Origin of the sequence: Ensifer sp. B1-9 (assembly GCF_050474445.1) — a bacterium.
GTDB lineage: Bacteria > Pseudomonadota > Alphaproteobacteria > Rhizobiales > Rhizobiaceae > Ensifer.
In genome coordinates this window covers 269335-292281 of record NZ_JBCHVG010000011.1, presented here as the reverse complement: position 1 = coordinate 292281, position 22947 = coordinate 269335, and the positions used below count along the sequence as shown (strand labels likewise).

The window sequence follows — 22947 nt, the reverse complement described above, 5'->3', positions numbered from 1 at the left end:
GCCGATCCCGTCTTGGGAGGACGGGTCAGCTTGCCGAGGCGAGGCAGGTCTTCAGCGACGTGCCGATACCTTCCATCATCTGGAAGTAGAGATCCGGGCCGGCGTCGAGCGTGCCGGCTTCCGGGTCGAGCGTGCCGGACTTCGCCGGCGTTCCTTCGATCACCACGTTGATCAGCTTCGGCTCGAACTGCGGCTCGGCAAAGACGCAAGTGGCGCCCAGCTCCTTGATCTTGGCATGGATCTCAGAGAGCCGCTCGGCACCCGGCAACACCTCGGGGCTGACGGTGATCGAGCCGGCGACGCGGACCTTGTAGCGATGCTCGAAATATTGGTAGGCGTCGTGGAAGACGACGAAGGGCTTGTCCTTCACCGGCGCCACGGTCTCCGTCAGCTTGGCGTCGAGCGCGTCCAGTCGCTTGTTGAGTGCTTCGAGATTGGCCTTGTAGGCGCCGGCATTGTCCGGATCGGCTGCGGCGAGCGTCTTTTCGATCTCGGCGGCCATCGCCTTGGCATTCATCGGGTCGAGCCACATGTGCATGTCGGTATCGCCGTGGCCGTGGTCGTGGTCGTGCCCGTGGTCGTGCGCTTGGGCCGCTTCCGGCGCTGCGGCGTGATCGTGCTCCGCTTCGCCTTCCGCATGCTTGTGGCCTTCCTCTCCGTGGCCCTCGTCGCCATGACCTTCTTCGCCATGGTCATGGGCTTCGAAGGCACCGCCTTCGCGGAACTTCAACTTCTCGATGCCGGGCGCTTCGCTGAGCTCCACCACCTTGGCGCCGTCGCCGAGTGCATCGAGCGGCTTGTCGAGAAAGGCTTCGAGGCCCGGTCCGACCCAGAAGACCACCTTGGCCGCCTGCAGGGCCGAGGCGTTGGAGGGCTTCATGTTGTAGGTGTGGGGAGAGGCGGCGCCCTCGACGATCAGCGACGGCTCGCCCACGCCCTGCATGATCGAGGCGACGAGGGAGTGGATCGGCTTGATCGAAACCACCACATTGGGTCCGGCCGCCGCAGCGGGTGCGGCAAGCAGCATGGTGGAGGCAAAGAGCAGGGCGGATGTCGATTTCATCGGGTTCTCCGGGCTTGATTGGCGCCTCTGGTCGCAGCGACCAGGCACGCTTCGGGCATGCAATGCTTCACTCCGACTGGCCATCGATGGCCTTGAAGTCGGCATGTAATGTTATTACATCAATTGCGTTATGCTATAACGTGTGCGATAGCCAGTGGCAACCATCAACCCGGAATTTTTTCATGCTGAACTTCCGCACCTCAGAAACGCTGCCGCTGGTCAATCTCAGCAATGCCGGCGTGCGCCGCAATGGCCGCTGGCTGGTGCGTGGCGTCGAGTTCTCGATCAGCCCGGGCGAGATCGTCACGCTGATCGGGCCGAACGGCTCGGGCAAATCGACGACGGCGAAGACGGCGATCGGCGTGCTCAAGCCGGACGAGGGCTATGTCGAACGCAAGCCGGGCCTCAAGGTCGGCTATGTGCCGCAGAAGCTCGCCGTGGACTGGACGCTGCCCTTGACGGTGGAGCGGCTGATGACACTGACCGGGCCCTTGAGGGGCCGGGAGATCGAGGAGGCGCTTTCGGCGACGGGCGTGCTGCATCTGGCCAAGTCCGAGGTGCAGCATCTTTCGGGCGGCGAGTTCCAGCGGGCGCTTTTGGCGCGCGCCATTGCTCGCAAGCCGGATCTGCTGGTGCTCGACGAGCCGGTGCAGGGGGTGGATTTCAGCGGCGAGATCGCGCTCTACGAACTGATCAAGCAGATCCGCAACCGCACCGGCTGCGGCATCCTGTTGATCTCACATGATCTGCATATCGTCATGGCGGAGACCGACACCGTCGTCTGCCTGAATGGCCACGTCTGCTGCCGCGGCACGCCTCAGGCCGTCAGCCAGAGCCCGGAATACCAGAAGCTTTTCGGACGTCGGGCCGCCAATACGCTTGCGGTCTACAGTCATCACCATGACCACACCCATCTGCCCGATGGCCGCGTCCTGCATGCGGATGGGTCGATCACCGAACATTGCTTCCCCGGCGATGGTCATCACCACGACGAAGAGCAAAACGTACACGACCACAGCGAGGATTGCGGCTGCGGCCACCATACGCGGCTGCACGGTTATGAGCAGAAGGAGAAGCGCGATGCTTGATGATTTCTTCGTGCGCGCGCTGATTGCCGGTATCGGCATCGCCGTCACGGCCGGGCCGCTCGGCTGCTTCGTCATCTGGCGGCGCATGGCCTATTTCGGCGACACCATGGCGCATTCGGCGCTGCTCGGCGTGGCGCTGTCGCTGCTTCTCGAACTCAACCTGATGCTCAGCGTCTTCATCGTCGCCGCCGTCGTCTCGGTGCTGCTGCTTTTCCTGCAGCGGCGCGGCGCGCTGTCGACTGATGCGCTGCTCGGCATCCTCTCGCATTCGGCGCTGTCCTTCGGCCTGGTCATCGTCGCCTTCATGACCTGGGTGCGCATCGATCTCGTCGGCTTCCTCTTCGGCGACATCCTCGCCGTCTCGGAATCCGACATCGATATCATCTGGGGCGGCGGCATCCTCGTCGTCTTCGCCATCGTCTATCTCTGGCGGCCGCTCTTGGCCTCCACCGTAAATCCGGAGCTGGCGGAGGCGGAGGGGCTGCAGCCTGAGCGCGCGCGGCTCTTCTTCATGCTGCTGATGGCGCTGGTGATCGCGATCGCCATGAAGATCGTCGGCATTCTGTTGATCACCTCGCTGCTGATCATTCCGGCCGCCACGGCGCGGCGCTTCTCGACCTCGCCGGAGGTGATGGCGGTGCTCGCCTCCGTCATCGGTGCGCTTGCCGTTACCGGCGGACTTTTCGGTTCGCTGCACTGGGATACGCCGTCAGGACCGTCTATCGTCGTTGCCGCGGTTGGGCTTTTCGCTCTGAGTCTGTTGCCGATCGGCCGCCGCCCGATCGAGGCAGCGCATCATTCCACGCCCGGAGGACACCACTGATGGCTACCCCGCTACTGACCAAGAACCAGACGCTGGTGATGGATGCGCTCAGCCATTCCGAAGGGCCAATGAGCGCCTATACCATTCTCGACAAGCTCCGCGACCATGGCTTTCGCGCGCCGCTGCAGGTCTATCGCGCGCTCGACAAGCTGCTCGAATACGGTCTCGTGCATCGGCTGGAGAGCCTGAACGCCTTCGTCGCCTGTACCTGCCCGCATGATCACGAGCACGATCATGGCGTCACCGCCTTCACCATCTGCGAAGGCTGCGGCCAGGTGACGGAGTTCCAGGACGCGGTGATCGAGCAGCGGCTTTCGACGCTGACGCGGGCGCAGAACTTCAAGACCGAGAAGACCACGATCGAGATTCGCGGCCATTGCCAGAGCTGCGCGTAAGTTCGGCTGCCTCGACCGGGACGGAGCCGCTCCCCCGCTTGTTTTCAATCCAGCCGGCTGAGGTCGGCGGCGTAACGCCGCCAGTTCTTCACATAGTGCGCCGCCGAGCGCTTCAGGCCCTCGACGGCCGCGTCGTCCAGCGTGCGGATTGCTTTCGCCGGCGCGCCGACGATCAGCGAATTGTCGGGGAATTCCTTGCCTTCGGTCACCAGCGCATTGGCGCCAACAAGGCAGTTGCGGCCGATCTTGGCGCCGTTGAGCACGGTCGCGCCCATGCCGATCAGCGAGTTCTCGCCGATCGTGCAGCCATGGATGATGGCGCCGTGGCCGATGGTGCAGCCTTCGCCGATCGTCACCGGAAAGCCGGGGTCGACGTGGATGACGACGTTTTCCTGGAGGTTGGTGCGGGCGCCGATCCGGATCGGCTCGTTGTCGCCGCGCAGTGTCACGCCGAACCAGATGCCGACCTCGTCGCCGATCTCGACCTGGCCGATGACATTCGCGTCCGGCGCCACCCAGTAGCTGCCGTCCGATGGAGTCTGCGGGCGAAGCGATCCAAGGGCATAAAGCGGCATCGGCAGATATCCTTCCTCTCGTCTGAATAATGCAAGGCCGGGAACAGTGCGTCAGCCATTCCCGGCACGGTTCCGCTAAAGGACGTGCACGGCAAGGGCCGCGACGCCGTCGACGCCGCAGGTGACCTCGTCGCCGCGCACCACGGCACCGACGCCCGACGGCGTGCCTGTCATGATGACATCGCCGGGGGCCAGCGTGAACAGCTTGGAGAGCCCGGCGATGATCTCCGGCACCTTCCAGATCATCTGGTCAAGATCGCCCTGCTGGCGCATTTCGCCATTCACTTTCAGCCAGATGTTGCCGTTGACCGGATGTCCGATCGCTTCGGCCGGCGTGATCGCCGAGACCGGGGCGGAATGTTCGAAGGCCTTGGCTGCCGCCCAGGGCTTTCCTGCCTTCTTGGCCTCGGCCTGCAGGTCGCGGCGGGTGAAGTCGATGCCGACGGCATAGCCGTAGACGCAATCCAGCGCGTCCTCGACGGCGATGTCGCTGCCGCCGCGCTTCAGGGCCACGACGAGTTCGACCTCGTGATGGACATCGGCAGTCAGCGGCGGGTAGGGGAAGGCGCTGCCGGCAGCAAGCAGGTTGTCCGGATTCTTCTGGAAGAAGAACGGCGGCTCGCGGTCCGGGTCGTGCCCCATCTCGATGGCGTGGGCGGCATAGTTGCGGCCGACGCAGTAGACCCGGCGAACGGGAAAGCCGACCAGGCTGCCTGATATCGGCAGCAAAACGGGAAGCGGAGGAGGGATGATTGTTTCCATGATCGTCCGGTCTTGGGCGTCCATCTGTCTCAAGCGACAGGAAGGCCGCTGCGCATTTCATGTACGCTCGCCGTCGACCGATTGCGGTTTCAAGCGAGGCGGAGAAGAATCCGGACGTTACTGCATAAATCCGCGAATCGGAATCGATCCGAAGAAAAATAAGACGAAGGATCGAGTGGAGGTTTCGGCATGGGCGCGCCCGGACGGGCGCGCGGGATTACGGCAGCCGATAGGGTGCCGTGAGCGGCAAACTCAGGCGCACTGTGCGTAGGCCTGAAGCTGATCTCGGGTCAGGAACCGACCGTCCGAGCGCGAATTGAGCTCGGGATGGCTGTATTCGAGACTGGGAACCTGGGGAAGCTCAAGCGCCTGGCGCACGGTCATGATGCCGACGTCACGGCGGCCACCTTCACGCTTCACGCTGACTTCAACGATGCGATAGAGATTGCTCTCGCTCATATGTTCTCTCCCGTGTATCGTTTTTATTGAATTCCCTTGTGGGGATTAAGCGCTCCGAAATTGGTTTTTGTGAGGCACCTCAGAATATAGACCAGAGAAATGAAGGCTTCACGACAGAAATCGGGCCGTTTCCGGAAAAATCATGCGTGATTGGGCGCTAATGCGCCGAAACGATGCAGTTCTTGAGCAAATGCTCAATATCTGAGCCATCCCTCTCTTGTCATCGGGTACGCGGCTTCAACGAAAAAACGATAGCTTGCGCTCGCCGATGGCGAGCGTTCGCCACCCGGGGGCAGCGAGATCCAGTCCGGCGCGGATGCGCGTCAGTGAGTGCCCAGTTCGGCTTCCTCGGCCGCCGAGATGAACAGCTTTCGCGCTTCCTCGGCCGTGCGGCGACCATCGATCGCGGCGCGGCAAGCACTGCGGGCGGCAACATAGAACGGCCCCCGGCGGGGCCAATGGTCGGCAAGGCAGGCGAGCGCGTCTGAGGGGCCTTTGACGGTGCGGCAAACACCGCCAACAAAGTCGAGCTCGATCGGCTGTTTCCAGACTAATTGCATGCGTCTCCTCCTCGAGATCATCTCAATGAACGTCGGCATTGCGGCTGTCGGCCCCTGGCTCCTCTCAAGTGGCGTCGGCAGTCGATCTTGCTAATGTAGCGCAGGAGGACGGATTTGTAAGCAGCTTTTCCGTGTTTGTACGGCCGGATGCAAGCGCAGGCCGTAGGCTCTGATGCCGATGACGGACGTGGCAGGCCTAGTAGGAAGCGTATCGCTGCAGGCGCTCGGCAAAGGCGCGGCCGGCAACGAGCAGGCCCATCTCGTCGGTGTTGCCGGCGAGATAGTCGTCGATCAGCATCCGGGCATGGCGGCGTGCCCGTTCGCCGTCGCGTGCCCAGCCCTGCTCACGGCAGAGTTCGTCGAAGACACGCTGCAGCCGCTCCATGTCGCCCTTCGACAGGGCAAGGCATTGTGTCGCTCGCAAAGGGGCCACCTGTTCCTCCCGCAGCACCGAGTTCCCCGGCGCGCACTATGGCAGAACGCTGCCGAATTGAACCCCTTGGGAATGAGGGGTCTGCCGGTCTCGGAGCTTGTCGGTCAGGCCGCCGGTACGACACGGTCGACCTTGGTGCGGCGGCCGCCTTCTTCGATGCGGTAATAGTCGGAGCCGATCAGCGCGTACTGGTCGCAACGCCGACCGCCGTCCTCGAAGGTGATGCAGACCTCGTCGCCGGTGATCGTGTAGGTTCCGCCGTCACGCACTTCGTAGTCGCGATAGCCGTAACGGCCGTCGGCGAAGAAGGTGGAGTTGACGCCGTTGAGATTGTAACGCAGCGTCTTGCCGACGAGAAAGGCCTGCAGCGCGTCGCCGGACAGCGTCGGCACCGAGGGGGCGGCAGGTCTCGGTGTTGCGACGTCAGGCGCCTCCAACTCCATCGACTGGCATCCGGCCAGTAGAAGCGTGAGCAGTGCCGCGATCGCGCGTTTCATGCCGTCCGTCCTTGTTTCTGTCGGTAACGTTGCAGGAGCCAGCGGCTCTCGCGCGTCAAACCACAGCGCCGCGCGTCGAACCAGATGCGCAAAGGTCGCTGCAGCATTTTGATTTGCCGCATGCCTTAGGCCCTAAATCGAGGTCGATTTATGGAGACACGCAGTAACGCGCGGCGCTGTAATCGCCTCCAGGGGCACCTGTCAACCCCGCTGAACACGGGCGGGCGGGGCAGCCTTCAGAAGAAGTTGCCGGCCACCGCCGCAGCGACCGTGGCAGCCAGCGCTGCAAGGACGATTGCTGCACCTATGACGGTCGCTAGTGTTCGCCGGCGCCGTGCGCCGCTCCAATCGTAGCTCATGTTTTCGCTCCGACGACGATCATGTCGAAACGGGACAATCGGCGATTCTGCTTAACAAAAGGGAAACCATGGCCGCTGGCCGTCGAGGTGGCCGCGGGGATACCGGAACATGTGCAATTTCGCTGCACAGAAAGTGACATCAATTGACTGTCGACCGCGGGAGACGATTTCGCGGTCGGCAGTGCCGCCCCATTTGCCGGATTCCGGCTTGGGAACGCCATCTCGCATTCTCAGGTTTTACGCTGTATAAGGCGCCGTCCCGGATGGGAGCTTTGGCGCCGCGCGGCGCCACTGCAGCAGATCCGCCGCGAGTGCTACAGTGTGGCACCGGCGCGCACAGCCAGAATGACGAGAGTTGACCGAGCATGGCAGAAGGCCGCGCACAGCCCGGAAACCCGGGCAATCGCCACTATTTCAACGCACCGGTCTTTGCCGTAGCGCCCATGATCGATTGGACCGATAGGCACTATCGGTTCTTCGCGCGGCGGCTGTCGCAGCATGCGCTGCTCTACACGGAAATGATCGTCGCCGAGGCGATCCTGCGTGGCGACCGGCAGAGGCTGCTCGGCTTCGATCGCTCGGAGCATCCGGTTGCGCTGCAGCTTGGCGGCAACGATCCGCGGAAGATGGCGGAGGCGGCCAAGATTGCCGAGGACTTCGGCTATGACGAGATCAACATGAATGTCGGCTGCCCGTCGGACCGGGTGCAGTCCGGCACGTTCGGCGCCTGCCTGATGCAGGAGCCGGAGACGGTGGCGGCCTGCGTTGCGGCGATGAAGGCGGCGGTCAAGATCCCGGTCACGGTCAAATGCCGCATCGGCGTCGACGACCAGGATCCGGAAGTGGCGCTGAGGGCGCTCGTCGCGCAGGTTGTCGCGGCCGGCACGGATGCCGTCTGGGTGCATGCGCGCAAGGCCTGGCTGCAGGGCTTAAGCCCCAGGGAAAACCGCGAGATCCCGCCGCTCGACTATGATCTCGTGCATCGGCTGAAACAGGAAAATCCCAATCTTTTCATCGGTATCAATGGCGGCATTCAGACGTTGAGTCAGGCGCTTGAGCAGGTGCGGCACCTGGATGGCGTCATGCTCGGCCGTGCGGCCTATCACGACAGCGCCATGCTGACGGCGGCCGACGGGCATTTCCCGCATCCGCTGACGGGGGCGGCACCGGCGGCGCAGGAAGCCGGTGCGTTCTCCGAGCGCGGCCATCGCCTCGATCTCGATTTCTGGGCCGATGTCCGCGACGCAATGGCCGACTACGCTGGCGCACATATCGCCAATGGCGGTCGACTGATTCATGTGACGCGCCACATGGTCGGCCTGTTCCAGGGCTGGCCGGGGGCGCGGCGCTATCGCCAGCTTCTTTCGGCCGATGCCACCCGCAAGGGCGCCGGGCCGGAGGTGATCCACGCTGCCTTCGACGCCGTGTTCGAGGCGACGGCGGCCAAGCAGGCGGCGGAGTAGGGCGGCGACGCGAGCAGATCGCGGCGATTGCTACTGTATGTTTCCCCGATCGTTGCTGAGGGAACGCAGCGATTGAATGTGCGATGGCGACCTTTGTGGTGTCTGCGGCGCTGTAGAGTGTTCGAGGTAGAGCGGCAAAAACCTCTCCACTCGTCATCCTCGGGCTTGACCCGAGGATCCATAGAGCTGCGCGGTTGAGGCACAGACATTGCCGCATAGAAGGATCGGCGCGCCTGGCTCTGGATGCTCGGTTCGAGCCCGAGCATGACGGAGGCGGGCAACTGCCTCCCACTATCTCACGGAGGATCTGCAGCCCCCCAAACGAAAACGGCGCCCCTTGCGGAGCGCCGTTTCCAAATGAATGTCCGACTGGACGATCCGGCTTAGGCAGCCTGGATGTTGACGGCCTTCGGGCCCTTGCCCATGCGGTCCGGCTCGGTGTCGAAGGTGACCTGCTGGCCATCCTTGAGGGTTGCGAGACCAGCGGCCTGAACGGCGGAGATGTGTACGAACACGTCCTTCGCGCCGCCTTCCGGCGTGATGAAGCCGAAGCCCTTGTCCTGGTTGAAGAATTTTACGGTGCCCTTGGTGGCCATGGAAGAAGTCCTTTTCCTTCAGTCAAATTGCGTTGCCCGCGCCCCCCAAGGGGATGTGGGCATGTCGTCTTCCGCTTGCAAGCGGAAAGGCGTCGAGTGGTCACGATATCGGGGAAAAGACGTCTACGGTGCCGATGCCGGCGGTCCCGGCACGGAGCCAGGCGCAGGTGAAAGTCCAGTCTCCGGGATAGAAATCGCCCGAACGGCGCAAGAAGTGACAGGATTTGCAGAAAAAGGCAAGCGCCTTGTATGCCGCGCGAAGGCGCGGAGCGTCTGTCTTTGCAAGGCTTTGGCCCGTTTTCGCCGCTTCGTTCACCGCCAGGCAGAAAAATCGGGGACGGTCCGTTTCTCGACACAATTTCGTCCCGAGCCCGACCGAACGTGCGCGCCGCCGACGGGCCGCTTGTGGATCTCGGTGGAGGATGTCGTCGCGCTTGGCTTCGTGCGAAGGCGTGGCATCCCCGGGATAAGCCTTGCGCATCCCCCGGGATAAGCCTGCGCGCATCCCTCGGGATAAGCCTTGCGCATCCCCTGGGATAAGGCTTGCGCATATCCGGGATAACGCGCAGGCTTTACCGAAGGTTGGTTTCGTCTTCGCTCACGATGGCGTAGCCAAGGGGCCGGGGCGGCGCGCCGTTTCGGGTGGCCGATGACGGCGCGTGCGGAATCGGACGAAGGGCGGCTGCCCTGGACGATTGTCGTCTGCAAGGGGGTGGTTGATCGTCACAAGGCGGGGCAAAGTTTGCCGACGCCGGACGAACGGCCGAAAGGGCCGGACGACTTGTCGCCTTGGCCGGACGACGATGTCGCCTTGGCCGGACGACGATGTCGCCTTGGCCGGACGACGATGTCGCCTTGGCCGAACGACGATCTCGCCTTGGCCGGACGATGGCCGGCTCGATTGGGGCGAAGTATCGCCAGGAGAATGCGCCGGCCGGTTCTGCCGGGCGGCGGGAGTGACATACGGAGAGGGAAAGCGTTGATCGACCCTTACGAATTGCTTGGACTGGAACGCGACGCCGACAATCAGGCGATCCGCAGCGCCTATCGCAAGGCGGCGAAGTCGGCGCATCCGGATTCCGGCGGCGATCCCGAACAGTTTGCGCGGCTGCAGGTGGCCTATGAACTGCTGAAGGATCCGGTCCGCCGCAAGGTCTATGACGACACCGGCTACGATCCGCAGCTCGCCGACCCGCGCGACCTCAAGGGCCTGATGATGCTGGAAACGCTGGTCAACGAGTTCATCCTCGACGAGCGCGAGCCAGGCACTTTCGATCCGGTCGCCGCCATGCGGCGCAAGCTCTCCGACGATATCGTCAAGAGCCGCTTCCATATCCTCGAGCTCGAGCGCCACCGCGCCCGCGTGCGCAAGCATCTCGACCGCCTCGGCCGCCGGCCGGAAACCGACGTGCTCGGCTCGATGCTGCGCGCCCGCTCGCGGTCGATCGCCGAGGCGATCAAGAACACCGACGAGCAGATCAAGACGATCGAGCAGGCCTACGAGATGCTGGAAGGCTACAGCTACGAGTTGGAGGCGCTGGAGGTGAAGGCGCACGCGGCGGAGTAGAGCTGCGCGTCAACCGTAGGTGTAGGGTCCACTTGGCGCCGGCGGTACCGTTGTCGTCCGCGCTCCACGGAGCCGCTCATTTTCTTCTGCCACGCCCCGTTGTGCGGATGCGGCCCTGGGTGTCATAATCTCTCGTTCCGTTGCGGTTGGCCTTGGGCTGCGGCTGCGATCGGCGGTGAGGGGGAGTGAGATGCGGCGTCGCTCGGGCATGCGCCTTGGTCTTTTCGTGACGGCGGTCGTGCTGATCGCCTATCTCGCGATCTGCTATTTCCTTGTGCCCGAACTCTGGATCTTTCACGACGACCGTCGGAAAACTCCGCTCAATGCCATGGTCACATCGACGGAACAGGGCATTCCGGGCGACCCTATCAATGTCGGGCTGGTCGGCTCCAGGGAGCAGATCATTCGCGCCTTTACGGCCGCCGGCTGGGATGCCGCCGACAAGGTCACGCTGCGGTCTTCGATCGATATCGGCCTCAGCGTCGTGCTCGACCGCCCGGATCTGGATGCGCCCGTCAGCCCGCTGTTCTACGAGGGGCGCAAGCAGGACCTGGCCTTCGAGAAGCCGGTCGGCCGCAGCGCCGACCAGCGCAACCATGTGCGCTTCTGGCAGACCACGACGACGGCCGAGGGCGACAGGCCGCTCTGGCTCGGTTCGGCCAGTTTCGACCGCGGCGTGGGCCTGAGCCACGACACCGGACAGATCACGCACCACATCGGCCCCGACCTCGACGCCGAACGCGATCTGGTGATCGGCGATCTCGGAAAGGCCGGACAGGTGCCGTCGACCTATGAGATCCCCGGCGTCGGTGCGACGAAAACCGGCCGCAACGGCGGCGGCGACCCCTATTTTACCGACGGCATGACCCTGGTCGGCGTGCTCGATCCGGCGATCGAAGACAGCGGCGCGAAGGCAGGCAAATGACGCCAGGCGCTTTCGCCCGGCGGAAGATCGCCTCGTAGCCGTCGGTAATCGTCCGGTCGATGCCGCGGGCTTCCATCAGGTCGACGAGATGACGGAAGGCGCCAAAGTGCGGCGAGACGGAGGAGAGCGTTTCGGCGTCGGCGGCATAGCGACCGGCGGCGCTACGCCTGATCAGATCGGCGACCAGCCCCCCGACCACCGGCGCCGTTGAAGACCACTGCTTGCTCAGCGTTTCGAGATCGATCGCCTCGGCGCGGCAGACGGCGATCGACTGCAGCGCGCCGAACAGGGCACCCCACATCAGCGCGAGCAGGGCGCTGTCGAGCGCATTGGCAAGGCCCGGATCCGCGCCGATGTATTGGACATTGCCGCCGAGCGCCCGCAGCATGTCGCGCGCCGCCTCGTAGACGTCATCCGGCCCGGAGACCAGCAACGTGCCCGCCTCGGTGCCGATGAAATCCGGTGTCGCCAGGATCGCGCCGTCGAGATGGCGGATACCGTGCCGCGCGGCCCAGCCCTGCACCTCGCGGGCGCCATCCGGTGTGCCCGAAGTCAACTCGACGATCAGCTTGCCGTGAAGCGCGGTGGCAACAGCGCCGTTGCGCAGCAGGCCCTCCGTCGCCGCATAGTCGCTGACATTGATGATGACGATGTCGCTCGCCGCAACGGCATCGCCAACGCTTGCGGCGATCTCGGCCCCGGCTGCGGCGAGCGGCGCCGCCTTTTCGGCCGTGCGGTTCCAGACCGTCGTGCGGTAGCCGGCGGCCAGCAGCGCCCGCGCCAGCGCCGATCCCATGCGCCCCATTCCCAGAACGCTGATTGCAGGTTGCATTTCCAATCTCCATATCCATGGCGCGGGGGCGTTTGTCTCGCCCGTCTCGCGCTTGACCCGTGACGCAGCCGGCGGCTGCCGGTGCGGGTCAGACGTATGGTGGGATCACCGCGGCGCAATACGCACCCGGCGGTTAGTGGTTACGCTGAGGTAAGGGAGAAGGACGTGACGAGACCGATTGAAAATTGCGGCTTTGCCACCGCGCTGCGGGCGATCGAAGGCAAGTGGAAGGTCGATATCCTCTGCGAACTCGGCAGCGCCGCCCGCCGTTTCGGCCGCCTGCGCCAGGCGATCCCCGACATCAGCGAAAAGATGCTGGCGCAGCAGTTGCGCGAGCTGGAGGCCGACGGCCTCGTCAACCGCACGACCTATCCGGAAACGCCGCCCAAGGTGGTCTATTCGCTGACCGAGCGCGGCGCTGCGTTGAACGTGGCGGCGGAGGCCTTGTGTCAGTGGGGCTTGAGGTACGGCGACGACGCAGGGCAGGTCGAGACGAGGGCGGTTGCATCCGCCTAGCGGCCGATCTCGGGTGGCCTCGTACCGGCTCGCCTTCGAGCGCGGCGTTGGAGCGACAATGTCGGCCGCCGCAGCCCCTCGATCTGTCGCCGGGGCCGTTGGCGCCTCGATCTTGGCGGCTCCAGCCCATTCTCTTCACATCCCTGCTTCCATCGGCGCGTTGGCGCGGCGGATAGAGGCGCCACCACGCTCGTCACTTACACCTGGCAGCAGGTCTCCCTCGCGCCGCAGACGCGGCGCGGCTGGATTCCTGTGACGAGCACAGGAATGAGGGCGGTGGTGTCGTTGTGTCGTTTGCTGAGACCCTTGTGACGCGGGGATCCAGCGGACTTTGTCCGAGGTTCTCGGAGCTGCCATCTCGCCGCTGCTCCGTGTGAAGTCCCAACCCTGTGCCTCTGGGAGCTGGTTCTTGGCGGATACACCCCCTCATCCCTGTGCTCGCCACAGGGATCCAGCAGCCGTGCGTCCGCAAGGCTGAAAACGGCGCCGGCAATGCTACACTCTTGCAGTGGGCCACGACGCGCGTTCGCGTCGCAGACGCGGTGGGGCTGGAATCTTGCGACGGGCACAGGAACCGAAGCGGCGGCTGCCTGGGCCTGGTAACCGCCGCGCAAGCTGGCCTACGTCACCACCACATGGCGCTTCTTGCCGAGCGAGAGCCGGAGCGGCTGTCCGCCGATGGTCACCAGCCCGTCCGCATCCTCGACGACCTCGCCGTCGATCCGGACGCCGCGGCCGGAAACCGCCCGTCGCGCCTCGCTCTTCGATAACGCCAGGCCGGCCCGAACGAGCAGGTCGACCAGCGCCACGCCCGCAAGGCGCTCGGCGTCGTTGAGTTCGACCGTCGGCAAGCCCGCGGCGGCCTCGCCTTGCCCGAAAGCCTGTCGTGCCGTCTGCTGCGCCCGTTCGGCCGCGTGCGACCCATGCGCCAGCGCCGTCGCCTCGTTGGCAAGCTGCTCCTTTACCGTGTTGAGCGCCGCACCCTCGGCGCGGCCAAGCCGTTCGATCTCGTCCAGCGGCAGTTCGGTGAAGAGTTTCAGGAAGCGCACGACATCGGCGTCCTCGGCGTTGCGCCAGAACTGCCAGTAGTCGTAGGGCGACAGGTGATCCGCGTTGACCCAGACCGCGCCGGCCGCCGTCTTGCCCATCTTGACGCCGGAGGCGGTGGTGAGCAGCGGCGTGGTCATGCCGAAGACCTCTGCGGCCTCGATGCGCCGTACCAGGTCGACGCCGCCAACGATGTTGCCCCATTGGTCGCCACCGCCGAGCTGCAGCCTGCAGCCGGTGCGGCGAAACAGTTCGAGGTAATCGACCGCCTGCAGGATCATGTAGTTGAACTCGAGAAAGCTCAGGTTCTCCTGCTGCTCCAGCCGCGTCCTGACGCTGTCGAAGGAAAGCATGCGGTTGACGGAGAAGTGCTTGCCGACGTCGCGCAGCATGTCGATCCAGGCCATCCGGTCCAGCCAATCGGCATTGTTGACCATGACAGCATCGGTCGGCCCGTCGCCGAAGGTCAGCAGCCGCTCGAACACCTTCCTGATGCCGGCCACATTGGCAGCGATCTCGTCCTCCGACAGCATTGGCCGCGCCGCCGAGCGGAAACTCGGATCGCCGATGCGCGTGGTGCCGCCGCCGATCAGCCCGATCGGCTTGTGCCCCGCCTGCTGCAGCCGCCGAAGCGCCATGATCGGCAACAAATGACCGACATGCAGACTGTCCGCCGTGGCGTCGAAGCCGGCATAAACGGGGACGATGCCGGTCGCGAAGGCGCGGTCGACACCCTCAAGGTCGGTCATCTGGTTGACATAGCCGCGCTCGACCAGCGTCCGGGTGATCGCCGAACGCGGCGCGAAGACATCGGTGGGACTGTCGGAATGTGTCATTGGAGCTCTCCATGGCATGGCCGCCAGGGAGCACTGAACAAAACAAAGCCGCCTGACGGCGGCTTGTTTCAAGGCATGATCGAAACGCGCCGCTCCCTATGGAGACGTCGCATAATAGATAGCGGCGATGAGCGCGGTGTTGATCATGAGCCGGTTGTAGCGGGGAATGGGGGAGGCGGCAAGGGGCGGTGGAGAGTGGCGTCATCACGGACGCTAAACAAGTCGTCCGTTTGTTAGCCGCAAACCGACCCCGGCAGATTGTGGCAAGCCTCACAACGCGGGTGCGAAATGGAATCTGAGCTAGGTGGATGCCTGCACACGATTAATTTCGCTTACTGCAGCAGCATGTCCAGCTTGCGTCAGCCGATAGCCAGCTTTTCCGTCCCCGTGGGCTAGCTTTGCCGTCCTTAGTTCACCTAGCCTGTTTCTGACTGAGCCGCTGCTCCTTGCTCGCAGGCTACCAAGGATACTCGCAACGGGAACATAGTCTGGATAGTGGCTATGGAGCAGAATCAATATTTCTCCGCGAACTGAAGTCTCGGCATGGACTAAACGCGTCCCGTCTATTTCCTCTACCAACGTCCCTACCGGAGTTTGAATTTTCGCAATCAATGCCCCAGCCTCACCCATCGATAGCCCCGAGGCGTTGCGAAGGAGTTCAGCCGTAATCCATGCTGCTCCCTGATGGGCAAGAGCCAAGTCTACAGTGTTTGGGTCAATGGGATTTTTATGCGCAATATTGCGCTTGTTGCGAAGTGTGTAGATCGATCTAGCAAGACGTGCAGCACAAATCCGAAGGCCCTCCGGAATGGAATTATCCTGCTCGGCCTTCTTGGAGAGATACCCGTCAACATCCGGTTTCACGTCGTAGGTGCCTGTCGAAATATACTGCAGGCACTGCACAAAGGTCTCTACAAATTTCCCCGGGGAGGCTCGCTCAAGGGTTGCAGTCGAACAATCTCGTCTAAGTTTAACGAAATCAGACGCCAACTCATTGGATAATGTGGCGCCGATTATCCCGGATAACGCGTGAGCAAGAGATCGTTCATCCATCGATCATGCCTTGGACCGCTTTGATCCCAGCGACAGTGATTTTGTAAACTTTCCTCGCTTGTTGACTCTTTCCTGTTTTCTTGAGTTGAAGTGCCAAAGCTGGCTTTTGATTCTTCAAGCTTTCTATGGCTGCTGTGATGTTGGCAAGGCCGTGCCCCAAGTGCTTTAACTCTTTATTTGCGGACTGACTGTCAAAGTTCTCTGCACCTTGGCAAAATTGTAGCCAATATCCTGCAATCAGTGCCTTGTCCGCATTACTTTTTGGTTGGGCAGCGTCATATAGTTCAGCGATGGTTGAATAATTATCTATTCCTGTGTTGGTCGCGGATGTATCGTCAGAAAAGTTTTGATCGACCTGTTCCACATCGTGGGGCGACGCGCTTTTTACACTTGCAGTGGGCTGCACACTAATCTGAAGAAGTGAAGTGACGTAGTTTACTACGCGGGCTTGAGCCTCGCGTTCCAACGGGGTTAGCGCTGAGTATAGAGTTTGAATCGCTTTGAATTCCGCGTCCGCATCTGGCACTTCGTTCATTTTACCAACCTCAGTATTTGCGAATTTTTAACTTATACGAATAATGTGTTTTCCGTCAATCGGCGATATGGCTACCAAGTTTATTATTCAAAATATTCCGCCTTTTTAATTTTTCGCATAACAAATTGTTTTCACTAACATAAACTATGTTATTGTGCTTGGATCTCGCTGCAAGGTGCGTAGATCGCTTGGATTAACTCCTGCATGTTAATTCGTAACTAATTGATATTTAACAGCAATATTCAAGGTGAATGGCGGGTCTATTTATGTTCATGTGGCGAATTTCTATGCTCCGATAGTTGGCAACCATGCGCAGGTATCCGATTTCGATTGAGTCGTTGGAGCCTCTCCAGAACATAATGAAAAGGAGCCACGATGAAGATTTTAGATGATGTAATCACCAACAGGACCGGGCGCTGCAGTTACAGATGCACTGAGCCGGTCCGTTGGCCGGAATCGGCGGGAGGAGATTGAATGTGATCGCTTGCCTAAGCTATTCTGGTGCCCAGAGAGCGGACACGGGAATCGGCGACTTCAAGGCTTGCGTGAGAGGCTGACGGCGAAATCAGTAATCTAAGCTCGTGTCGCGGGGTGTCCTCACCGCGCCAGCCTTCGACTTTGCGGTGCGGCTCGCGATCATCGCGCCCATGGCTTTCAAAACGACCGAGGACGAACTAGGACACGATACTGCATCGCTTTGAATCGCGATCACCAAGTAAAGCAGCGTTGGGTCTGCGGCGACGATACCTGGATGGCGGCCGGGCGGTTCTCCGGTCATGAAATACTCGATGGCCGAGTCCACGAGGGCCGGGCCAATCAACTCCATTCCGACAATCGCGGCAACCCTTCTCAATCGATCAGTTTTCGCCGATTGATGCGGCTTCTGCGCGTTCGCAATGCAATCGGCTCCGTCACCGCCCCGACCGCCCCGTTTTCCCCTTCGTCCGGCCTTTCTGCCGCTTCTCGTCCGCCAGATCCCTATAGGAGCCGACACCCGGCTTGGCGCGGGTGAGGATGGGCTTCTCCGGGACGTGGCCGATGACCGGCTTTTCGGTGCGGCCGACGGTCATTTCGTCGAGGGTGTTTTTCCTGGACAGCGACTGGTCGGACTTGCGGCCCGCCGGAGTCGCGACGTCGCGGCCCATGTCGTCGAGGTCGGGCTTGCGGAACAGTGGGCGTTCGGTGTCGGTGCCCGGGTCCATGTCGTCGAGCGAGGGTTTCTGGAAGTAGCTCTCGGATGATCTGCCCCGATAGGGCAGAGGGGTATCCTGCCAGAGGAGAGGGCCCCCCCTCTGTCCTGCCGGACATCTCCCCCACAAGGGGGGGATATCGCGCTGGGCTCGCCCTTGCCGGGTCGCTTGCACTCGGACATCATTGCTGGCTGCCAAATGAAAGCCGCGACTGCATGTTTCCTTTAACTGCAGCCGATTAGAGGACAAAACATGCAGCCATTCAAAACGCCACCGCGACCTTTGCGCGTCCGATAAGACGCACAGCGCTGTACGCTTTGCGGTGAGCCGTCAGGTTGGGCCCCGGTATGAACGCGATCGAGCGATTTGTTGAGCGGGTTTCAAACGTGAGGTTTGAGAATTGCTTCAATCCCTATGCCGATACTTGTCCTCTTCATGACCAGCAATCGGCGCCCGACATACGGAGGAACAATCTTACGCAGATCCTGCTCGCCCTCGCTGCGGCGCCTTCGGTGGACATCTGGGTCGGCCGGGACTTGGGTTACAAAGGTGGTCGCCGTACGGGCGTTGCCTTAACCGACGAATATTGCCTCGATACTTATGCTTCCCATCTGAGGCTGAAATCACTCCGTCGCGCCACCAATGGGCCCGCCGTGAGGGAACGAACGGCATCGAACGTCTTTCGCCTATTGGACAGAGCCGATGTGCCGATCATGACCTGGAATGTCTTCCCGCTGCATCCCCATTGCGGCGAGGATTCGCTTAGCAACCGTCATCACACGCGAGAAGAAGCCGAGGTTGGCTTTACGTTCCTGCAGGAACTCTGCGTCTTGCTTGAGGTGCGACGGATCGTGGCCATTGGCGACGACGCGGCTAAATGGGCTCGCAAAATATCATCCGAGACCATCCACGTTCGGCATCCAAGTTATGGTGGCCAGGCGGAGTTTTTAGAACAGATGCGTTTGCTCTACCCCATGGCGGGAACGAAGGGACGGCAGGCGCAGCGGCGTTAGGGCGACGATCACCGCCCCGGCCGCCCCGTCTTTCCCTTCGTCCGGCCCTTCTGCCGCTTCTCAGCCGCCGGATCCTCATACGACCCGATGCCCGGCTTGGCCCGGGTGAGGATCGGTTTTTCCGGCACGTGGCCGGTGACCGGCTTTTCGGTGCGGCCGACGGTCATTTCGTCCAGGGTATTTTTCCTGAACAGCGACTGGTCCGACTTGCGGCCGGGCGGGGTGGCGACGTCGCGGCCCATTTCGTCGAGGTCGGGCTTGCGGAACAGCGGGCGCTCGGTGTCGGTGCCCGGGCCCATGTCGTCAAGCGAGGGTTTCTGGAAGAGGGATTTTTCGTCGGTGGGCTTGGATCCTGGGGTCGAGTCCGAGGATGACGGAGAGGACGGGGACGCTGATGAGGAGGTATCCCTCCGGCTCTCCTGCGACTTTGCCGAGTCCTTGCCTTTCCCTGTCGTGCCTTCGGCGCTTCGCGCCTCTTCCCGCGCCAGCGGGTCGTCCATCGCTGCCAGTTCGGCGGCCTTGAGGCGCTTGATCTCGTCGCGCAGGCGCGCGGCCTTTTCGAAGTCGAGGTCGGCGGCGGCGTCGCGCATCTGTTTTTCCAGCGCGTTGAGATGGGCCTGCAGGTTGTTGCCGACGAGGTGGCCGCCGTCGGCGAAACCCTTGCCGGTGACGCCGGAGATGTCGGCGCGCACGTGGTCCTTCTCGTAGACCGAGTCGAGGATGTCGGAGATCTTCGCCTTCACCGATTCCGGCGTGATGCCGTTGGCCTCGTTGTAGGCCATCTGCTTCTCGCGGCGGCGGCCGGTTTCCTCCATCGCCCGCTGCATCGAGCCGGTGACGGTGTCGGCATAGAGGATGACCTTGCCGTCGACGTTACGGGCGGCGCGGCCGATGGTCTGGATTAGCGAGGTCTCGGAGCGCAGGAACCCTTCCTTGTCGGCGTCAAGGATGGCGACGAAGCCGCATTCGGGAATGTCGAGGCCTTCGCGCAGGAGGTTGATGCCGACGAGCACGTCGAAGGCGCCGAGGCGCAGGTCGCGGATGATCTCGATGCGCTCCAGCGTGTCGATGTCGGAGTGCATGTAGCGCACGCGAATGCCCTGTTCGTGCAGGTATTCGGTGAGGTCTTCGGCCATGCGCTTGGTGAGCACGGTGACGAGCGTGCGGTAGCCGGCAGCCGCCGTCTCGCGGATCTCGCCGAGCACGTCGTCGACCTGGGTCTTGGCCGAGCGCACTTCCACCGGCGGATCGATGAGGCCGGTCGGGCGGATGACCTGTTCGGCGAAGACGCCGCCGGCCTGTTCCATCTCCCAGGCGCCGGGGGTCGCCGAAACGGCGATCGTGTCCGGGCGCATCGCGTCCCATTCCTCGAAGCGCAGCGGGCGGTTGTCCATGCAGGAGGGCAGGCGGAAGCCGTATTCGGCCAGCGTCGCCTTGCGGCGGAAGTCGCCGCGATACATGCCGCCGATCTGCGGAATGGTGACGTGGCTTTCGTCGATGAAGATCAGCGCGTTGTCGGGGATATATTCGAACAGCGTCGGCGGCGGCTCGCCGGGGCGGCGGCCGGTGAGGTAGCGCGAATAGTTCTCGATGCCCTGGCAGGAGCCGGTCGCTTCCAGCATCTCGACATCGTAGCGGGTGCGCTGCTCCAGCCGTTGCGCCTCCAGCAGGCGGCCGGCCTTTTCCAGCTCGGCCAGGCGATGCGCCAGTTCTTCCTTGATCGCCTTGATGGCGCCGTTCAGCGTCGGGCGTGGCGTCACGTAGTGCGAGTTGGCGTAGATTTTCACCGATTTCAGGTCGCCGGTCTTCTGGCCGGTCAGCGGGTCGAACTCGGTGATTGCGTCGATCTCGTCGCCGAACATGGAGATGCGCCAGGCGGCATCCTCCAGGTGGGCCGGGAAGATCTCGATCGTATCGCCGCGGACGCGGAAGGAACCGCGCTGGAAATCCATGTCGCGGCGCTTGTACTGCTGCGCCACGAGGTCGGCGAGCAGTTGCCGCTGGTCGAGCCGGTCGCCGACATTCATCTGGAAGGTCATGGCGGTATAGGTCTCGACCGAGCCGATACCGTAGATGCAGGAGACCGAGGCGACGATCACCACGTCGTCGCGCTCGAGCAGCGACCGCGTCGCCGAGTGGCGCATGCGGTCGATCTGCTCGTTGATCGAGGATTCCTTCTCGATGTAGGTGTCCGAGCGCGGCACATAGGCTTCCGGCTGGTAATAGTCGTAGTAGGAGACGAAATACTCGACCGCGTTGTCCGGGAAGAAGTTCTTGAACTCGGAATAGAGCTGCGCGGCCAGCGTCTTGTTCGGCGCGAGGATCACCGCCGGGCGCTGCGTCGCCTCGATCACCTTGGCCATGGTGAAGGTCTTGCCCGAGCCGGTGACGCCGAGCAGCACCTGGTTGCGCTCGCCGGAGGAGAGGCCCTCGACCAGATCGGCGATCGCCGTCGGCTGGTCGCCGGAGGGCTGGTAGTCGGTCACCATCGTCAGCGGCACGCCGCCTTCGGATTTTTCCGGCCGGGCCGGGCGGTGCGGCGTCCAGAGCTTGCCGTCCTTGAACAGCGGATTGCCGCTCTCGATCAGCGCCGCCAGCGCTTCCACCGTGGCGGTGACGCCGGAGGTGGAGGTCAGCTTGTGGGCGTCCTCCAGCGACACGTCGAGGCCGGCGACCGGATTGAGGCCGGCGGCGGCGCGCGTCTTCGGATCGGTCGAGCCGCCCATCGAGGTGCCGCGCGAGGTTCTTCCGCTCGCGCTGCCGGCGCTCTGCGCCTTCGCTCCGCGGGGGCCTCGCGTCAGCTCGGACGCCCGTTCGGGCTTGCGGCCTTCGGCCGACTTGTCGTCGCTCCGGGCCGCCTTGGAGGCGGCGATCTCCACCGTCTTGCGGTGCTTGCCGGCCTTGGAGGCGATCTCGCGCTGGCTTTCGAAGGCGGAGGCCTCCGCCTCGGCCTCGAGCTGCTTCACCCAATCGGAGACGTTGCCGCCGAGCGGCGTGCCTGAGAGCGGCGCCTGCGGCGCTTCTTCGAAACCGGACGGAGTGGAGGGCTTCGGCGGGGCATTCTTCGGAGATTTGGTCATGCGGGGGAATATGGAGAGAGTCCGGGCGAAAGGAAAGGGGCGAGGGAGTACAAAACGGCAACATTCGCGCCTCTTCGGTCGCCCGATGGCAGGCGAGACGGCGGAGGCGGAGCGTCGAGTTCGCGGCAAGGTCGATGCCGAATTCGCGGCGGCCATCGATTGAACCGGCGCTGGCGCGGGGTCGCCCATGGCTTGTACCCGTTCAACCGCGCGGCGCCGGCATAACTCTTACGGTTGTGACGTGCCGTTGCGTTACCCCGATTGGGCGACAAGACATAAATCCCGGTCACGTGATAACAATAACACTTTGGAGGGTGCCATGTTCTGCCTGCGTGGTGCCGCACTCATCGCGTTTTGCGCCGTGACCTACGGTCCGACCATCGCCGCCGAACCCGTCGGCCAGGCGGTGCAGATCCGGACGGCGGTCAGCGGCGCGCGTGGTCCGATCGCGGTCAAGGACCCGGTCTACAAGGACGAGCGGATTTCGACGTCGAAATCCGGTCTCGGCCAATTCGTCTTCCAGGATGGCACCAAGCTTGCGGTCGGCTGGGGCTCGTCCGTGGTCATCGACAAGTTCGTCTATGACGATGCCAAGTCGGTGAAGAAGCTGACGATCATGGCCGCCAAGGGCACCTTCCGCTGGATCAGCGGCAAATCCGGCCATTCGGCCTATGAAATCGTCACGCCGGCCGGGACGATCGGCGTGCGCGGCACCGCCTTCGATTTCTATGTCGGCCGCGACGGCACCACCGCCGTCGTGCTTTTGAGCGGTGCGGCCAATTTCTGCGGCCCCGGCGGCTGCCGGCAATTGACGCAGCGCTGCGACTGCGTCGTCGCCAAGCCCGGCGGCGGCATCAGCGATCCGAAAAGGGTCAGTCGCAATACATTGAAATCACTGGGCAATGCACAAGCCCTGCCTTTCCTCTCCGGTGGGCAACGACTGTCCGGAGCGCTGGGCTGGGCGGGGGGCGGCTGCAGCCTGGCGGCGGCGATCCAAGAGGATCTCGAACGCCAGCCGCTGACTGTGAAGCCCCCCGCCGTCGAGCAAGAAAAGCCGCGCGAGGAAAAACCGAAGCCCGAGGAGAAGCCGCACGAGCCGGAGGAAAAACCTCAGAAGCCCGTGCAGGAAGAAGGCTACCGCAATCGCCACTGGGAGATGAAACATCCGGATATCCGCGGCGAGGACGCCAACCACAAGGATGTGCTCGAACATGCCAACGGCCACCAGAACAACGGGCATCAGAACGGGCGCAGTCATCACAATGACTGACGAACCGTCC

Annotated in this window: 24 protein-coding genes and 1 pseudogene; 9 read left to right on the top strand and 16 right to left on the bottom strand. The window is 63.0% G+C overall.

Annotated elements, in window-relative coordinates; translation table 11 throughout:
• Positions 1–25: 25 nt before the first annotated feature.
• Complete coding sequence (gene znuA / locus ACQ5BM_RS22000; protein WP_429815872.1) at positions 26–1063, bottom strand: zinc ABC transporter substrate-binding protein ZnuA; 1038 nt, start codon at positions 1061–1063, stop codon at positions 26–28.
• A gap of 182 nt (positions 1064–1245) precedes the next feature.
• On the opposite strand from znuA, the gene ACQ5BM_RS21995 reads away from it, so the two are divergent.
• From ACQ5BM_RS21995 to ACQ5BM_RS21985, 3 genes are read left to right on the top strand one after another with little or no spacing between them, the layout of a single operon-like run.
• Entirely contained in the window at positions 1246–2151 is a 906-nt protein-coding gene (locus tag ACQ5BM_RS21995; protein WP_429815869.1) for an ATP-binding cassette domain-containing protein, read from the top strand.
• Entirely contained in the window at positions 2144–2974 is an 831-nt protein-coding gene (gene znuB / locus ACQ5BM_RS21990; RefSeq protein WP_429815866.1) for a zinc ABC transporter permease subunit ZnuB, read from the top strand. Before ACQ5BM_RS21995 ends, znuB begins: the two co-directional genes overlap by 8 nt.
• Positions 2974–3369, top strand: a complete 396-nt coding sequence (locus ACQ5BM_RS21985) for a Fur family transcriptional regulator (protein WP_429815864.1) — start codon at positions 2974–2976, stop codon at positions 3367–3369. The genes znuB and ACQ5BM_RS21985 overlap by 1 nt, the downstream gene beginning before the upstream one ends.
• 44 nt (positions 3370–3413) lie before the next feature.
• Here ACQ5BM_RS21985 and ACQ5BM_RS21980 read toward each other — a convergent pair whose 3' ends face one another.
• The 7 genes from ACQ5BM_RS21980 to ACQ5BM_RS21950 all read right to left on the bottom strand — a co-directional run bounded on the left by ACQ5BM_RS21980 (position 3414) and on the right by ACQ5BM_RS21950 (position 7014).
• Positions 3414–3944 (bottom strand): gamma carbonic anhydrase family protein, encoded by a 531-nt coding sequence (locus ACQ5BM_RS21980; RefSeq protein ID WP_429815861.1) that lies wholly within the window; start codon positions 3942–3944, stop codon positions 3414–3416.
• A gap of 75 nt (positions 3945–4019) precedes the next feature.
• Complete coding sequence (locus ACQ5BM_RS21975; protein ID WP_429815857.1) at positions 4020–4706, bottom strand: fumarylacetoacetate hydrolase family protein; 687 nt, start codon at positions 4704–4706, stop codon at positions 4020–4022.
• A gap of 252 nt (positions 4707–4958) precedes the next feature.
• Positions 4959–5165: a hypothetical protein gene (locus tag ACQ5BM_RS21970; RefSeq protein ID WP_173516759.1), complete on the bottom strand. Its 207-nt coding sequence runs from the start codon at positions 5163–5165 to the stop codon at positions 4959–4961.
• 323 nt (positions 5166–5488) lie between these two features.
• Positions 5489–5725: a DUF982 domain-containing protein gene (locus ACQ5BM_RS21965; protein ID WP_429815854.1), complete on the bottom strand. Its 237-nt coding sequence runs from the start codon at positions 5723–5725 to the stop codon at positions 5489–5491.
• A 196-nt stretch (positions 5726–5921) separates the two neighbouring features.
• Complete coding sequence (locus ACQ5BM_RS21960; RefSeq protein WP_429815851.1) at positions 5922–6158, bottom strand: hypothetical protein; 237 nt, start codon at positions 6156–6158, stop codon at positions 5922–5924.
• A 104-nt stretch (positions 6159–6262) separates the two neighbouring features.
• Positions 6263–6655: a hypothetical protein gene (locus tag ACQ5BM_RS21955; RefSeq protein ID WP_429815849.1), complete on the bottom strand. Its 393-nt coding sequence runs from the start codon at positions 6653–6655 to the stop codon at positions 6263–6265.
• Between the two features lie 236 nt (positions 6656–6891).
• Complete coding sequence (locus ACQ5BM_RS21950; protein WP_429815846.1) at positions 6892–7014, bottom strand: hypothetical protein; 123 nt, start codon at positions 7012–7014, stop codon at positions 6892–6894.
• Positions 7015–7379: 365 nt separating this feature from the next.
• Between ACQ5BM_RS21950 and dusA the strand changes: the two genes are divergently transcribed.
• Positions 7380–8477 (top strand): tRNA dihydrouridine(20/20a) synthase DusA, encoded by a 1098-nt coding sequence (dusA, locus tag ACQ5BM_RS21945; protein WP_429815843.1) that lies wholly within the window; start codon positions 7380–7382, stop codon positions 8475–8477.
• A 383-nt stretch (positions 8478–8860) separates the two neighbouring features.
• On the opposite strand, the gene ACQ5BM_RS21940 is transcribed toward dusA, so the two are convergent.
• Positions 8861–9073, bottom strand: a complete 213-nt coding sequence (locus tag ACQ5BM_RS21940) for a cold-shock protein (protein WP_173516754.1) — start codon at positions 9071–9073, stop codon at positions 8861–8863.
• Between the two features lie 925 nt (positions 9074–9998).
• On the opposite strand from ACQ5BM_RS21940, the gene ACQ5BM_RS21935 reads away from it, so the two are divergent.
• Together ACQ5BM_RS21935 and ACQ5BM_RS21930 are read left to right on the top strand one after the other, a co-directional pair.
• Positions 9999–10640 carry a DnaJ domain-containing protein gene (locus tag ACQ5BM_RS21935; protein WP_429815840.1) on the top strand — a complete coding sequence of 214 codons (642 nt, stop codon included), beginning with the start codon at positions 9999–10001 and terminating at the stop codon, positions 10638–10640.
• 190 nt (positions 10641–10830) lie between these two features.
• Entirely contained in the window at positions 10831–11565 is a 735-nt protein-coding gene (locus ACQ5BM_RS21930; protein ID WP_429815837.1) for an LssY C-terminal domain-containing protein, read from the top strand.
• Here the strand turns inward: ACQ5BM_RS21930 and ACQ5BM_RS21925 are convergent.
• Positions 11492–12397, bottom strand: coding sequence for an NAD(P)-dependent oxidoreductase (locus ACQ5BM_RS21925; RefSeq protein WP_429815834.1), 906 nt, complete (start codon positions 12395–12397; stop codon positions 11492–11494). The genes ACQ5BM_RS21930 and ACQ5BM_RS21925 overlap by 74 nt on opposite strands.
• A 165-nt stretch (positions 12398–12562) precedes the next feature.
• Here ACQ5BM_RS21925 and ACQ5BM_RS21920 point away from each other — a divergent pair, with 165 nt between their 5' ends.
• On the top strand, positions 12563–12913 hold the full coding sequence (locus ACQ5BM_RS21920) for a winged helix-turn-helix transcriptional regulator (protein WP_429815831.1): 351 nt from the start codon (positions 12563–12565) through the stop codon (positions 12911–12913).
• Between the two features lie 620 nt (positions 12914–13533).
• Here the strand turns inward: ACQ5BM_RS21920 and tyrS are convergent.
• The 5 genes and pseudogenes from tyrS to ACQ5BM_RS21895 all read right to left on the bottom strand — a co-directional run.
• Positions 13534–14796 carry a tyrosine--tRNA ligase gene (gene tyrS / locus ACQ5BM_RS21915; protein ID WP_429815829.1) on the bottom strand — a complete coding sequence of 421 codons (1263 nt, stop codon included), beginning with the start codon at positions 14794–14796 and terminating at the stop codon, positions 13534–13536.
• Between the two features lie 300 nt (positions 14797–15096).
• Positions 15097–15849, bottom strand: coding sequence for a hypothetical protein (locus ACQ5BM_RS21910; RefSeq protein ID WP_429815826.1), 753 nt, complete (start codon positions 15847–15849; stop codon positions 15097–15099).
• The gene (locus ACQ5BM_RS21905; RefSeq protein ID WP_429815823.1) at positions 15842–16384 is read right to left on the bottom strand and encodes a hypothetical protein; all 543 of its coding nucleotides are present in this window, start codon (positions 16382–16384) and stop codon (positions 15842–15844) included. The genes ACQ5BM_RS21910 and ACQ5BM_RS21905 overlap by 8 nt, the downstream gene beginning before the upstream one ends.
• A gap of 565 nt (positions 16385–16949) precedes the next feature.
• Positions 16950–17210 carry a hypothetical protein gene (locus tag ACQ5BM_RS21900; RefSeq protein ID WP_429815821.1) on the bottom strand — a complete coding sequence of 87 codons (261 nt, stop codon included), beginning with the start codon at positions 17208–17210 and terminating at the stop codon, positions 16950–16952.
• 85 nt (positions 17211–17295) lie between these two features.
• A pseudogene (locus ACQ5BM_RS21895) lies at positions 17296–17622 on the bottom strand (excinuclease ABC subunit UvrB); the annotation flags it as partial.
• Positions 17623–17921: 299 nt separating this feature from the next.
• Between ACQ5BM_RS21895 and ACQ5BM_RS21890 the strand changes: the two are divergent.
• A complete protein-coding gene (locus ACQ5BM_RS21890; RefSeq protein WP_429815819.1) occupies positions 17922–18587 on the top strand; it encodes a uracil-DNA glycosylase in 666 nt (221 codons plus the stop codon).
• 8 nt (positions 18588–18595) lie between these two features.
• Here ACQ5BM_RS21890 and uvrB read toward each other — a convergent pair whose 3' ends face one another.
• Positions 18596–21667, bottom strand: coding sequence for an excinuclease ABC subunit UvrB (uvrB, locus tag ACQ5BM_RS21885; protein ID WP_429815817.1), 3072 nt, complete (start codon positions 21665–21667; stop codon positions 18596–18598).
• Positions 21668–21986: 319 nt separating this feature from the next.
• Here uvrB and ACQ5BM_RS21880 point away from each other — a divergent pair, with 319 nt between their 5' ends.
• The gene (locus ACQ5BM_RS21880) at positions 21987–22937 is read left to right on the top strand and encodes a FecR family protein (protein WP_429815815.1); all 951 of its coding nucleotides are present in this window, start codon (positions 21987–21989) and stop codon (positions 22935–22937) included.
• Positions 22938–22947: the final 10 nt, after the last annotated feature.

Coding starts and splice junctions, on each gene's coding strand:
- znuA (WP_429815872.1), bottom strand. CDS start 1,063: ATGAAATCGACATCCGCCCTGCTCTTTGCCTCCACCATGCTGCTTGCC.
- ACQ5BM_RS21995 (WP_429815869.1), top strand. CDS start 1,246: ATGCTGAACTTCCGCACCTCAGAAACGCTGCCGCTGGTCAATCTCAGC.
- znuB (WP_429815866.1), top strand. CDS start 2,144: ATGCTTGATGATTTCTTCGTGCGCGCGCTGATTGCCGGTATCGGCATC.
- ACQ5BM_RS21985 (WP_429815864.1), top strand. CDS start 2,974: ATGGCTACCCCGCTACTGACCAAGAACCAGACGCTGGTGATGGATGCG.
- ACQ5BM_RS21980 (WP_429815861.1), bottom strand. CDS start 3,944: ATGCCGCTTTATGCCCTTGGATCGCTTCGCCCGCAGACTCCATCGGAC.
- ACQ5BM_RS21975 (WP_429815857.1), bottom strand. CDS start 4,706: ATGGAAACAATCATCCCTCCTCCGCTTCCCGTTTTGCTGCCGATATCA.
- ACQ5BM_RS21970 (WP_173516759.1), bottom strand. CDS start 5,165: ATGAGCGAGAGCAATCTCTATCGCATCGTTGAAGTCAGCGTGAAGCGT.
- ACQ5BM_RS21965 (WP_429815854.1), bottom strand. CDS start 5,725: ATGCAATTAGTCTGGAAACAGCCGATCGAGCTCGACTTTGTTGGCGGT.
- ACQ5BM_RS21955 (WP_429815849.1), bottom strand. CDS start 6,655: ATGAAACGCGCGATCGCGGCACTGCTCACGCTTCTACTGGCCGGATGC.
- ACQ5BM_RS21950 (WP_429815846.1), bottom strand. CDS start 7,014: ATGAGCTACGATTGGAGCGGCGCACGGCGCCGGCGAACACTAGCGACC.
- dusA (WP_429815843.1), top strand. CDS start 7,380: ATGGCAGAAGGCCGCGCACAGCCCGGAAACCCGGGCAATCGCCACTAT.
- ACQ5BM_RS21940 (WP_173516754.1), bottom strand. CDS start 9,073: ATGGCCACCAAGGGCACCGTAAAATTCTTCAACCAGGACAAGGGCTTC.
- ACQ5BM_RS21935 (WP_429815840.1), top strand. CDS start 9,999: ATGCGCCGGCCGGTTCTGCCGGGCGGCGGGAGTGACATACGGAGAGGG.
- ACQ5BM_RS21930 (WP_429815837.1), top strand. CDS start 10,831: ATGCGGCGTCGCTCGGGCATGCGCCTTGGTCTTTTCGTGACGGCGGTC.
- ACQ5BM_RS21925 (WP_429815834.1), bottom strand. CDS start 12,397: ATGCAACCTGCAATCAGCGTTCTGGGAATGGGGCGCATGGGATCGGCG.
- tyrS (WP_429815829.1), bottom strand. CDS start 14,796: ATGACACATTCCGACAGTCCCACCGATGTCTTCGCGCCGCGTTCGGCG.
- ACQ5BM_RS21910 (WP_429815826.1), bottom strand. CDS start 15,849: ATGGATGAACGATCTCTTGCTCACGCGTTATCCGGGATAATCGGCGCC.
- ACQ5BM_RS21905 (WP_429815823.1), bottom strand. CDS start 16,384: ATGAACGAAGTGCCAGATGCGGACGCGGAATTCAAAGCGATTCAAACT.
- ACQ5BM_RS21900 (WP_429815821.1), bottom strand. CDS start 17,210: ATGGAGTTGATTGGCCCGGCCCTCGTGGACTCGGCCATCGAGTATTTC.
- ACQ5BM_RS21890 (WP_429815819.1), top strand. CDS start 17,922: ATGAACGCGATCGAGCGATTTGTTGAGCGGGTTTCAAACGTGAGGTTT.
- uvrB (WP_429815817.1), bottom strand. CDS start 21,667: ATGACCAAATCTCCGAAGAATGCCCCGCCGAAGCCCTCCACTCCGTCC.
- ACQ5BM_RS21880 (WP_429815815.1), top strand. CDS start 21,987: ATGTTCTGCCTGCGTGGTGCCGCACTCATCGCGTTTTGCGCCGTGACC.